Origin of the sequence: Paenibacillus phyllosphaerae (assembly GCF_014192105.1) — a bacterium.
Lineage (GTDB): Bacteria > Bacillota > Bacilli > Paenibacillales > Paenibacillaceae > Paenibacillus_Z > Paenibacillus_Z phyllosphaerae.
In genome coordinates this window covers 149789-161578 of sequence record NZ_JACHXK010000005.1, presented here as the reverse complement: position 1 = coordinate 161578, position 11790 = coordinate 149789, and the positions used below count along the sequence as shown (strand labels likewise).

8 protein-coding genes are annotated in these 11790 nt (G+C 53.7%); 6 read left to right on the top strand and 2 right to left on the bottom strand.

The genetic code is table 11. The annotated features are described in order from the left end of the window. Window positions 1-350: 350 nt before the first annotated feature. The 3 genes from FHS18_RS13230 (at window position 351) to FHS18_RS13220 (ending at window position 4532) form a co-directional block, all read left to right on the top strand. Window positions 351-3458, top strand: a complete 3108-nt coding sequence (locus tag FHS18_RS13230; protein ID WP_183600541.1) for a PAS domain S-box protein — start codon at window positions 351-353, stop codon at window positions 3456-3458. 166 nt (window positions 3459-3624) lie between these two features. Beyond that, a complete protein-coding gene (locus tag FHS18_RS13225; RefSeq protein ID WP_183600540.1) occupies window positions 3625-3789 on the top strand; it encodes a mechanosensitive ion channel protein MscL in 165 nt (54 codons plus the stop codon). A 161-nt stretch (window positions 3790-3950) separates the two neighbouring features. Further along, window positions 3951-4532, top strand: coding sequence for an LOG family protein (locus tag FHS18_RS13220; RefSeq protein WP_183600539.1), 582 nt, complete (start codon window positions 3951-3953; stop codon window positions 4530-4532). 113 nt (window positions 4533-4645) lie between these two features. On the opposite strand, the gene FHS18_RS13215 is transcribed toward FHS18_RS13220, so the two are convergent. Both FHS18_RS13215 and FHS18_RS13210 read right to left on the bottom strand, forming a co-directional pair. Next, the gene (locus FHS18_RS13215; RefSeq protein ID WP_246427628.1) at window positions 4646-6604 is read right to left on the bottom strand and encodes a glycoside hydrolase family 15 protein; all 1959 of its coding nucleotides are present in this window, start codon (window positions 6602-6604) and stop codon (window positions 4646-4648) included. 7 nt (window positions 6605-6611) lie between these two features. Continuing rightward, the gene (locus FHS18_RS13210; protein ID WP_183600538.1) at window positions 6612-7640 is read right to left on the bottom strand and encodes a LacI family DNA-binding transcriptional regulator; all 1029 of its coding nucleotides are present in this window, start codon (window positions 7638-7640) and stop codon (window positions 6612-6614) included. Window positions 7641-8197: 557 nt separating this feature from the next. Here FHS18_RS13210 and FHS18_RS13205 point away from each other — a divergent pair. The 3 genes from FHS18_RS13205 (at window position 8198) to FHS18_RS13195 (ending at window position 11784) form a co-directional block, all read left to right on the top strand. Continuing rightward, window positions 8198-9514, top strand: coding sequence for a sugar ABC transporter substrate-binding protein (locus tag FHS18_RS13205; RefSeq protein WP_183600537.1), 1317 nt, complete (start codon window positions 8198-8200; stop codon window positions 9512-9514). Between the two features lie 123 nt (window positions 9515-9637). Then, window positions 9638-10948, top strand: coding sequence for a carbohydrate ABC transporter permease (locus FHS18_RS13200; protein ID WP_183600536.1), 1311 nt, complete (start codon window positions 9638-9640; stop codon window positions 10946-10948). Then, a complete protein-coding gene (locus FHS18_RS13195; RefSeq protein ID WP_183600535.1) occupies window positions 10945-11784 on the top strand; it encodes a sugar ABC transporter permease in 840 nt (279 codons plus the stop codon). The genes FHS18_RS13200 and FHS18_RS13195 overlap by 4 nt, the downstream gene beginning before the upstream one ends. Window positions 11785-11790 lie beyond the last annotated feature (6 nt).

Below are 11790 nucleotides of genomic sequence, written 5' to 3'. Positions count from 1 at the left end.
GGCCTCGCGCGAAAGGACACATCGAAGATGGCCGCGTCCCGAGTCTCGCCCCTTACGGGTATCCAGTAGGGCCGTGGCCCTCTGGTTCCCCTCCGCGGAGGGGGAAGGGGGAGGCGAATTAAAGGGGTTGAAGGGGTCTCCCTTTCTCTGGGGTCTAAAGGGGGTTGCCCCTTCTCTATTGGGTTTCAAGGGCTGGCCCTTGGTTGCAGAGGGTGTCCAGAGGGCCAAACCCTCGGAATCCCTCAGGGATTTTGGGACCCAATTTGTACTAACAGGGTTTTGTCGTTTCATGTCGAATCAATTAATAAAGCGCTGTTAATGATGCTGCATAGAAACGGAGAGACCCTATAGTGAAGCTGCCGACCTTTCCGCGCAAGGGCGCGCGATCGTTGAATAACAAGCTCCGGAGCCGGGCGATCATGCTTGTGCTAAGCGTGGCGATAACCTGTATGCTGGTGTTTACATTCACCGAATATGAGCACCATGAACGCCAGACGATCGAGCAGCTCCAGCAGGTCGTCATGCTGGAACATGCTTTTATCGAGAAGTGGATCGAGATGCGGATGTCGGAGATTCACTTCCTGGCGAACATGCCGTCCACCAAGAAGCTGAATCGCGCGGAGATGAAGGCGAACATGCAGCAGTTCCTGGGCAAACAGACGGAGTTCAGCTATATCACCTATGTCGACCAAGACGGCATTGCCAATGTGAACGGCCAAACGACCAATTTGACGGACCGGCAATATTTTCAGGAGGGCAAGCTGCTGAAGGAAAGCATCTCCAGTACGCTGACGTCCAAGTTTACCGGCAAGCCGGTCATTATTTTTTCCTCGCCGGTTACGGATGAGAACAACGAATTTATCGGCCTCGTAACGGGTGCGGTCAATTTGACGACGATCGATGCGCTCGTGAAGCAATTCCGCTTCGGAGAGCATGGGGAATCGTATCTGGTGGCGCTCGACGGGACGATGATTACCGAATCGCGCTTCACGCTTGACGGCGTCATGGATACGGAGATTACGCGCTTGGCTACGCTTGGCGAATCCCCTGCTAACTCGTACACGAACTATCGGGGCGTCGAGGTATACGGAGCATACCAGTGGGCCAATCAAGACCGATGGCTGATCATTGCCGAAGCGGGCAAGGATGTCGTCATTCACTCGCTGTACACGCAGATTCAGATGACGGCCGCAATTATACTGCTTGCGATATTAGCGGCAATCTATTTGTCATTCAAAATGTCGAAAAAAGTAACGTTGCCGATCGAGCATCTGCTTCAAGGGGTGCAAGGCATTAAGGAAGGCGACTACAGCTATAAAATCGATTCGGATCAGCTGAAAATCCGGACAGTCGAGCTGGTGGAGCTAGTCGAGGTCTATAACGGGATGTCGGCCGCGCTTCGTTCGTCGATCGAAGAGTTGCGGATGGAGCGTAATTTCGTCGGCTCGGTCCTGGATGCGGCTGCTTCGCTCATCGTAGTTATGGACGCCGAAGGCCGAATCATTCGTTTCAATCAAGCGTGCAAAACGATGACCGGCCATACGTTGGAAGAAGTGTACGGCCGCTATATCTATGAGCTGCTGCCGCTCACGGAAGAACGTGAGGCGATGAAGGAAGGGCTGCAATATTTTATGGAAGGCGGCGCCTTCTCCCAGCATTATGAGCAGAATTGGTCGTCGGTAGAGGGAGAGATCCGGCTGGTGGCTTGGTCGAATGCACTCCTCAGGGATCAGGATGGGCAAGTCAAATACATGATCGCCACCGGCAAAGACATTACGGAGCAGCGCCGGGCGGAGAAGGAACTGGCGGACCGCGAGGAGCATTTTCGCTCGATTGTCCACTCGATGGACGAGACCGTTACCACCTATGACGATCAATTGCGCATCGTGGGCATGTTCGGCCGGTCGACCCGCGAGGTGGGGGAGATCGATGGCCTGCTAGGCAAGCAAGTGAAAGAGCTTATGCCGCAGAAGGATTCGGCTCCCCATGAAGAAGCGCTTCATGCCGCATTGCAAGGGATTCCGTCCGTCGTGGATTGGTCGCTTATGACGCAGGAAGATGGCATCAAGCACTACCATACGTCGTACTCTCCTTATAAGGAGACGAATGGACAGATCAAGGGCGTCGTCTCCGTTGGCCGCGACGTGACCGAGCTGAAGCAAGCCGAAGAGGCTTACCGTGAGTCCGAACAAAGAGTGACGAGCATTCTCGAGAGCATTACCGATGCGTTCATGGCGTTGGACCGGGACTGGCGCTTCCGGTACATTAACCGCGAGGCGGAGCTGGTTCTTGGAAAAGGCAGCCGCGATGTGATCGGCACGATCATATGGGACGAGTTCCCCCGCGTGAAGGGGAGCGTGTTCGAGAGGGCCTACCGCAAGGCGATGGAGGAACAGACCCCTGTGCTCATGGAAGAATTCGTGCCGAACTTCAACGCATGGTTCGAAGCGAATATTTATCCTTCCAAGGAGGGCATCTCGATCTATTTGCGCAATGTAACCGAACGCAAGCAGTTGGAGCTGAAGGTCGAGGAAGGCCGGGAACGCGTCGATACCATTATTGAGACGGTGCCGAACGGCATTCTCGTCATTGACGAAGAAGGTACGATCACGCTGGCGAACGAGATGGCCGAGCAGATGCTGGGCATTCCGCAAGGGACGGCCGAGGAAGCGGGCTTCTGCATTTGGAATTTGCACAGCACCGAAGGCGTGCGGTACACGCATGACAAGTTGCCTTTCCTGGACGTGCTGAAGACGGGGCAGGCGAGGAACGATATGGAGTTCTCGATACGCGACGGCGAGCAGCTGTCCCGGATCGTCGCTTGCAATGCTGCGCCGCTGACCAATAAGGATGGCAAGGTTACGGGCGTGCTCGTCTCGATCACCGACATTACGATGCGGGTGATGGCGGAAGCCGAACTGAAGAATGCCAACGATGCGCTAGTGAAGCTGTCCTCGCTCGATGGTCTTACCGGGGTCTACAACCGCCGTTATTTCGACGAGATGACCACGAAGGAATGGCAGCAGTGCTGCGCGCGCAAGGAGGATCTGTCGATCATTCTGCTCGATATCGATTGCTTCAAAATGTACAACGACACGTACGGCCATCAAGGCGGGGATATGTGCCTGAAGACGGTAGCGAGCTTGGTGAAAGGGACCTTAACCGCTCCTTCGCATTACATCGCTCGTTACGGAGGCGAGGAGTTCGCTTGCGTACTTCCAGGCGTAAGCGTGACGGAAGCAGGCCGCATCGCGGAAGAAATCCGCACGTTGGTGGAAGCGCAGCGGATTCCGCATGCCAAGTCGATGGTGAGCCGTTATGTGACCGTGAGTATGGGCGTGGCTGCAGGCGGCTGCGCCGAGGTGCAAGGATGGGAGGAGCTCGTCGCTTCCGCCGATCGTGCTTTGTACGAGGCCAAAAGCACGCGTAACGCCGTAGTATTAGCTGCGGAAGCGTAAGTAAGAGGCCTTAGGCAGAGGGCGGTTAGCCATCTTGAGCCTGAGGCTTCTTCTTACATCGCCCGAACACTCGGGAAGAGAATTGACACAATCCGACGCGACGTTTAATCCGGCCTTAACACGATGCCTTTATGCTTGGTAACAATAAGCGTAAAGGAGCTAAACCATGATTGTATTCGATGTGATCGTCGAAGGCGCCGTGAAGGAAACGTTAAAACCTGCCAAACAGCAGTTGAAGGAAATTGCCGCATTCATGAAGTCCGAGTCGGTACGTCTCATCCGTACCTATGGCTCAGAGGTTCAGATCAAGCGGCGTATGCTTTACAAATAAGCGCTGCCCGGATAAGGGCATGCGCTTTTTTTGCGGTTATTCGCGTTTACGGTTCCGGAGCACTAGGTAATGGATGACGCGGTTTGGTAAGCTAGGGGATGTATTGTTTCCGCATGCAGGTAATCCATCACCATCATGAGACAAGATTGGAGTGTTCAGGAATGAAATCAATCGCTGTATTCTGCGGCTCGAACGTTGGCGTTTCACCCTTATATAAAGAAAGCGCGACAAGGCTCGGTCAGGAACTTGCCGAACGCCGGATTACGTTAATTTATGGCGGGGCTAATGTCGGGCTGATGGGGGCTGTAGCAGATGCTGTGCTAGAGCATGGGGGCAAAGTGATCGGGGTACTTCCCTTCTTCTTGCAGCAACGCGAAATCGCGCATACGGGCCTTACCGAGCTGATCATGGTGGATTCCATGCACGAACGTAAAGCGAAGATGGCGGAGTTGGCCGATGGCTTCATTGCGCTTCCCGGAGGGCCGGGGACGATGGAAGAATACTTTGAGATTTTTACGTGGGGGCAGCTCGGGTTGCATACGAAGCCCTGCGGATTGCTGAATATTAACGGTTATTTCGACCCGCTTGTGTCGATGTTCGACGTCATGCAGCGGGAGCAGTTCATGCAGCCCAAGTACCGTCCGATGGTGATCGTCGATCATACGCCTGAAGGAATACTGCAGCAATTCTCAAACTATACGGCTCCTTCGGTCAAGACGTATCTTACCGAACAGCGTACGTAACTTGGCTAGTTAATCGATGTATGACTCGACGCAATCAAGCTCATCCATAACCAAAAAAAGCGGCGGACCAGGTTAATCCCTAGTCCGCCGCTGTTCTATTTGGTCCATCTGAATTAGTTCAGTTCTCCACGCTCTGCCAGCATGAAGATCGTCAGCACGAACATCGCATGCGACCACGTGAGCGGTACGACCCAAGCCGTCTCGCCCGTGTTCTTATCTACTTGCTCCGGCAGCAGGCCGGTTGCCGTACGGTGATCGATCGCCCATTGCAAGTGCTTCTTCGCTTCGTCATATTGCCCGTTAGCGATACGGTAGTGAGCCAGCCACAGCGTCGTCAGGATCCAAGGGTTGCCCCCGGCATACGTGTCGTCCTCGTAGCGCTTGATGCCGCCTACGATCGGGCTCGTCAGTTCGCGCTCCACTACGTCGGCCGTCTTCACCATACGCTCGTCGTCCGGCGTGAAGGCGCCGAACGGTACGGAGATGCCGAGCAAGCTGATGTCGATAACCGGATCATGCTGAAGGTGGTAAGTTGTGTACCCTTTCGCGCTCGTTTGCGTGTAGCCTTGCAGGCCCTTCGACGTTGCTTCTTCATACACGTGCGGGTAGACGGTGATTTTCAGACCGCGGTAGAAGCTGTCCTTCTCTTCGTTCCAGCCGTGTGCGGCAAGGCCTTCCTGGACGCGCGCCGCAGCGGCGGACCACTCGGCTGCGAGTTCTTGTTTGCCTTCGAGTTCGGCGAAGGAAGCAGCCGCGCTCAAGCCGCCATAGACAGCCGCAGCGGAATACGTATGCTCGGCTTCGCGCTCTTCCCACAGATCGCGGCTTGGCTTAGGCAGGCCGGTCGCAGGGTCGAGGCTTGCCACGAGGAATGCAGCGCCTTTCTCGACGGATGGCCATACACGGACGGCAAAATCGCGCGAGCCCGTATGTTTGTAGTGCTCCCACATCCCCCAGATCAGCGAAGCGCCTTCGTCGAGCTGGATGCCCCACGATGGTGCAAGGCTGCCGTCATGGTAGTGGCGTTGCTGCCACGAACCGTCCGGATCCTGCGCCGTAAGCGCCCAATCGTAGAAGCGGTCCGTCAGGCCGGTCAGGCCGGCTTTGTCGATCGCGGTCGTAATGAACGCGGCGTCGCGACCCCAGCAGTACGAGTATCCGCCGCAGCGGCTGAAGTTCTCGTCGAATTCCGGCGCGGCTACGATGCTGCCGGTCTTCTCGTCGCTCATCAGCTTGAACATGAGCAGGGAACGGACGTACAGTTCCTTGATCTCCGGGTTATCGGTAGGGCATGGCGTCGCGGCTTCGACGAACTCATGCCAGTATTGGTTTGTTTCCGCGAACCATTCGTTAGACGGACGGCTCTTCGCTTTATTCAGCGCGTCGAGCGATTCGAAGCGGGTCGTGCCTGCTGCGATATAGACGGGAACCGTAACGGCAGCGCCTGGAGCCAGATCTTGGATCTTCCAGCTAAGTCCGCCGTCCGTCGTCATCTCGATGTTCGTGCCGCGGAGAGCGCCGTTCTCGGCGGCATCCCACGCATAACCTGCTTGATAACCAGTGCAAACGTTTGAACTACCGATTGAAAAAAAATACCGGTGACGGTAGTGGACGATCGCGTCCGCCTCTTCGTCGAAAAACACCGTGTTGTACAGGCGGTTCTCTGCGATAGCGAATGCGGAGTAGAACAGGAATTGGAACGATACCGGCGACTCGCCGTTGTTCGTGAACGTATACTCGCGCACATGGAAGTCTTCGCCTGGCGCAGCAAAGTCTACCGTAGTTGCTTCAACCGGGAAGTAATGATGCTTCGCTTTCGTGCGGAAAATATTCGTTCCCGGTACGTAAGCGGCCTCATGCGACCAGCCGTGCTCCGGCTCGTCGAACCAGGAAGTGCGTCCGGAAGCGAGCTCGCCCTCGAAGAAGAGCCCGCTGTGGATTTTGTCTACATGCTGCGGGAAGTCGATATTCGGCCACCAGAGACGGTACATGCGGCCGGTATTGCCCAGCGAAGCAAGGAAACGGGAATTGCCGGTAATGGCATCGATTAGATAAGGTTTGTCGTTAAGCAAGTTAACTTCACGTCCTTTTTAGATTTGGTTGAATCGATGATTCCCGCACGATAAGACGGTGCGGAATGACAATCTGATTCTGGCTGAGCGGCTCGCCATGCACGGCGCGCAGCAGCGATTGGGTCGCGGTGTAGCCGAGTTGGTAAGTCCCGATGTCGATCGAGCTGATCGGCGTGCTAGCCAGCTCCGAGAGAGGGATATTGTTAAAGCTGACAAGGCACATGTCGGAAGGGACGCTGTAGCCAAGTTCCGTCAGTCCGCGAAGAACGCCGAAGGCGATCAGATCGTCGTAGACGACTAATGCCGATGGCCGGTCCGGCAGACTCATGAAGAAGGACATGGCGCGGAAGCCGCTCTCCTGCAGCACGTCGCCTTCAAGTATCCATTCCTGCTTCGAAGGCAGCTTCGCTTCCTTGAGTGCCTGATGATAGCCGGCCAGACGGTCTTGCGAGACGACGAGGTTCGGCGGTCCGCTAACGAATCCGATCCGTTCATGGCCTTGTGCAATGAGATGGTTGGTTGCTTCATAAGCTGCCTGCACGTTGTTGTTGTCAATAGATATGATGTCCGGAAATTCATCGCTTCGACCGATAAGCACGAATGGGAAATTATGTGCCTGGAGAAATGCGATGACCGGGTCATTCTTGCGGGAAGAAAGCAGAATCAATCCGTCTACGCGGCTGCCTCGAACGAGTCGGGATATCGTCTCAAGCTCGTCATGATCCGAGGTAACCGTTGTCATTAACATGTCATAGCCTGCTCGTGTTGCCTGGGTAACAATCCCCCGGATAAGCTCGCCGAAGAAGAAATTAAGGAATAGTTCCTCGGCAGGCCTAGGTAGAAGGATGCCGAGCGTCTGGGTTGTCTTGGATACGAGGCTCTTGGCCATCACGTTCGGATGATAACCGAGCTGCTCCATAATCTCCTTAACCTTGCGCGACGTCTCAGTGCTGATTCTTGGGTTGCCTGATACAACACGCGATACCGTTGACGGTGAAACGCCGGCGACCCGCGCGACATCTTTTATCGTTACCATAGTGTAATCCCCCGGTTGTGCAAACGTATGCACGTCGTTGTCCTTTAATATGATTATGTTAAACGAGCAGGGAGGTGTTGTAAATAGATAATATGCCCAGACAAGCCCAAAAACAAAACATCAATAACGTCCGAAAAAAAGAGGAAATAGAAGAAAAACGAAGTGCGAGTCGTAAAAGGTAGTAAAAATGAACTGTGCAAACGTTTCCCCAACTTATGTCCTATGATGTATGATAAACCCATCAATAAAACGCTTTCTTCATGAAAAAGATGGTGAAAACGATTTCCTTAAGGCGTTTTCAGTGCCGATTGCACAAACGTTTGCACTTTATGAAATCGTAGTTTTTGCGTCAAAATCGGCTTTTTCGCCTATTCAAGCGGATCTATGAGCGAAGCCGAGCGGACAATTGGCAACGATGCTAATTTGTCGTAATGGTTCGGCGGAATTTGGAGACGCTACTGAGAGGCGCCTAGGGACAATCGATTTTCGACAAGCGAGCGTTTTATGGCGGAACTCGCCAACAATTTCTCTTATGAAGTGAAAGGGGTTCAATTCAGATGAAAAAACTGTCTTCCCTCGCTCTTGTTCTGGCTGTATCGGTATCGCTGACAGCTTGCGGAGCCAACAGTGAGAACACAGGCAACAACACTGGCTCGACGACGAATGAAACAACGAATACCGGCACGAACAATGCAGCAGGCGAAACAGCCGGCACCGAAGAGCTTGTGCCTGAAGAAGGCGCGTCCCTGCTCGTATGGGAATCCAAAGAAGAGCGTCCTTTCGTCGAGCAAATGGCGAAAGAATTCAAAGAGAAATACGGCGTAGATGTACGCATCGAAGAAATCGGCGCTGGCGACCAAGTTACGAAGCTGACGACTGACGGCCCTGCGGGCATCGGCGCAGACGTTGTTCTGTTCCCTCACGATAACCTTGGCCGTGCCGTATCCGCTGGCCTTGTCCTTGAGAATGATTCCTTCGCTGAAGAAGCTAAATCGGAGAATGCCGAGAATGCGGTTCAAGCGGTTACTTACGACGGCAAGCTGTACGGCTACCCGCGTTCCGTTGAAACTTACGCGATGTTCTATAACAAGGACCTGATCGCAACGCCTCCAACAACGATGGACGAAGTGAAGGAGTTCGCTAAGACGTTCAACGATACGAAAGCGAACAAATACGCGTTCATGTGGGATATCGGCAACTTCTACTTCAGCTATCCGTTCCTGGCAACGACAGGCGGCTACGTATTCGGCGGCAACGGTCAAGACGCTGCAGATATCGGCCTGAACAACGCTGGCGCAGTTGAAGGCGCTGAATACTTCAAGTCGCTCAAAGATTCCGTGCTTCCGCTCAAATCCGGCGACGTGAACTATGACATCAAGAAAGGTCTGTTCACGGGCGGCACGCTGGCTATGAACATCGACGGTCCTTGGGCAATCGGCGACTTGAAGAAATCCGGCATCAACTTCGGCGCGGCTCCAATCCCTAGCATCAACGGCAAGGCATCCGTATCGTTCTCCGGCGTAAAAGCTTGGTACGTCAATGCATTCACGCAATATCCGAACGCAGCGAAACTGTTCGCTCGTTATGCTTCGACGAAAGAAGCTCAGCTGGCTGACTTCTCCCTGACAGGCGCAATTCCGGCGAACAACGATGCTTCCGCAGACCCTGCCGTATCCGGCGACGAGCTGATCAAAGCATTCGTCGAGCAGTTCAAGAACTCCCAGCCAATGCCGTCGATCCCAGAGATGGGCAACGTATGGACGCCAATCGGCGCTGCTATGTCCGACATGTGGAACGAAGGCAAAGACGCGAAGACTTCGCTTGACAACGCTGTGAAACAAATCCAAGACGCGAATGCTGCTGCTGGTCAATAACTAAGTAACTTCACTCGCTGCCCCACAAAAAGAAACACATACTACACGTCACCCGCCCTCTAATGCAGAGAGCGGGTGACGTAACATAAAAAGATAAAGAGATATGGAAGGGAGCTGGGAGGGATGCAGCGGCATCGTAAAACGGCAACGATTTTATCGATACTGTCCATGGGCCTTGGCCAATTGTATAACCGCCAGTTTGTAAAAGGTATTCTCCTGCTGCTCGTGGAAGCGGTAGGGCTCGTTTATTTTGTGCCTCGTCTTGGCAATGCCATCTGGGGCATCGTTACGCTCGGCAGCGAACCGGCTCATATGGAGCGGATCGGCAAAAAAATGGTTCAAGTGGGCGATCACTCGATCTATTTGCTGATTAACGGTTTGATCGTCGTTCTCGTTTTTGCTATTTTCGCAGTTATTTATGTGCTTAACGTCAGGGATGCGTACCGAAACGGGAAGCATCGTGATGAAGGAGGAGCACCTGCTTCGATCCGTGAGACTTTGGCTCATGTAGCCGACAAGAACTTCCCGCACCTCTTGCTGACTTTGCCGGCAATCTCCGTGCTGTTCTTGACGATCATGCCAATCATCATGGCGATCATGCTCGCCTTTACGAACTATTCGGCACCGAATCATATTCCGCCAGCTAAGCTTGTCGATTGGGTCGGATTCCAGACGTTTATTGATTTGATTCAACTGAAAACATGGAGCCATACGTTCTATGGCGTATTCGTGTGGACGGTTATCTGGGCGATTATCGCGACGGTTACAACGTATTTCGGCGGTATCCTTGTCGCGCTGCTCATCAACCAAAGCGATATCAGGCTCAAAGGTCTGTGGCGTACGATTTACATCGTGCCTTACGCGATCCCGCAGCTGATCTCACTTCTTGTCATGCGCAACCTGTTCAACGGCCAATTCGGCCCGATTAACCAATACCTCGGCTATTTCGGATTAGGCGGCCTGCCTTGGCTGACGGATCCGTTCTGGGCGAAGGTCACGGTTATTATCGTTAACATGTGGGTCGGTATTCCGGTATCCATGGTTCTCATCCTGGGCGTCCTGACCGCGATTCCGAAAGATCTGTACGAAGCAGCCGAAGTCGATGGCGCGACGCCGTTCCAGAAGCTTCGCATCATTACGCTGCCATTCGTCTTGTTCGCGACAGCGCCGGTGCTTATCATGCAGTTCGCCGGCAACATCAACAACTTCAACGTCATCTTCCTGCTGACGAACGGTGATCCGGTCAAAGGCGATTACCAATACGCAGGTGCCACGGACTTGCTCGTTACCTGGCTGTTCAAGCTGACGTTCAATAACAGTAAGTACAACATGGCTTCGGCGATCGGTATTATTATCTTCGTGATCATTGCGACCTTGTCCATCTGGAGCTACCGCCGTTCCAAGTCGTTCAAAGAGGAGGACATGATCCAATGAGTACGAAATCCAGTAAATATCTCAGACTCACTCTGTCGTACGTCATTATTGTCGTGCTTGCCCTCTGTGCGCTGTATCCAGCGGTGTGGGTACTGCTATCGTCCTTCCGTCCGGGCAGCTCGCTGTTCGCGGATTCGTTCTTCCCGAAGAACCCGACGATCGACCATTATAAAGAACTGTTTACTTCGCCGAGCTTCCAATACGGCACATGGTATTGGAACACGCTGAAGATTGCTACGATCACCATGATTCTGTCGACATTCCTGACGACGATCAGTATGTACGCCTTGTCGCGTTTCCGTTTCAAAGGCAGACAGAATACCTTGACACTGATGCTGATCCTCGGCATGTTCCCGAGCTTCATGAGCATGATCGCGGTCTACATCCTGCTGCTTCAGCTGAACCTGCTCGATACGCATACGGCGCTTATTCTCGTGTATTCGTCCGGTTCCGTCCTTGGCGGATTCATCGTCAAAGGCTTCTACGACACGATTCCGCGGAGCTTGGACGAAGCGGCTCGGATCGACGGCGCGAATCACTTCACGATCTTCTGGCGGATTATGCTTCCGCTGTCCCGTCCAATGCTGACCTACGTGGCGCTTACGACGTTCACGGGAGCATGGGTCGACTTCATCTTCGCTCGTCTCGTTCTGCGCAGTAAAGAGAACTGGACGCTGGCGGTCGGCATGTGGGATATGGTATCGAACTTCCAGAACAGTAACTTCACGATGTTCGCCGCAGGTGCGGTGCTTATCGCAGTTCCAATTATGATTCTGTTCGCCTTCCTGCAGAAGTTCCTCGTTGAAGGTCTTACGGCAGGGGCATCGAAGGGATAAATCGGA